Here is a 336-nt window from a genome sequence, read left to right as displayed (position 1 = left end):
CAGTTTCCCCGTCATAAAGACGACGGGCTACCTTTCCGGGTCACAGGAAGCGATCGAGGTCGTGGGGATCTACACGGTCTCGATGATCCCCTTTCTCGGTGCAAAGGGGGAAAAACGGTTCAACATGGAGGACTATTTCCGGGAGCCAAACGGAGTCCTCGTCACGAGAACGTTTGCGAGCCGGCACAACATAAGGAAGGGGGGCACCCTTGAAGCCTCCATTTATGAAAAGGTCTACCGGCTCAAGGTCGCTGATATCCTGGACAGCGATCTCGTTCCGCCCGACGCGGCGATCATGGATATCGGCAATTTCCAGGAATACTTCGACCGGGCGGG

1 protein-coding gene is annotated in these 336 nt (G+C 56.2%); it reads left to right on the top strand.

Annotated elements, in window-relative coordinates:
• Window positions 1-336, top strand: a 336-nt coding sequence (locus GTN70_05640; GenBank protein NIO16466.1) for a hypothetical protein, incomplete at both ends; no start/stop codon positions are given.

Source organism: Deltaproteobacteria bacterium, assembly GCA_011773515.1.
Classification (GTDB): Bacteria; Desulfobacterota; Deferrimicrobia; order J040; family J040; genus WVXK01.
The sequence above is the reverse complement of the archived record's forward strand: the minus strand, read 5'-3'. Positions and strand labels throughout refer to the sequence as shown.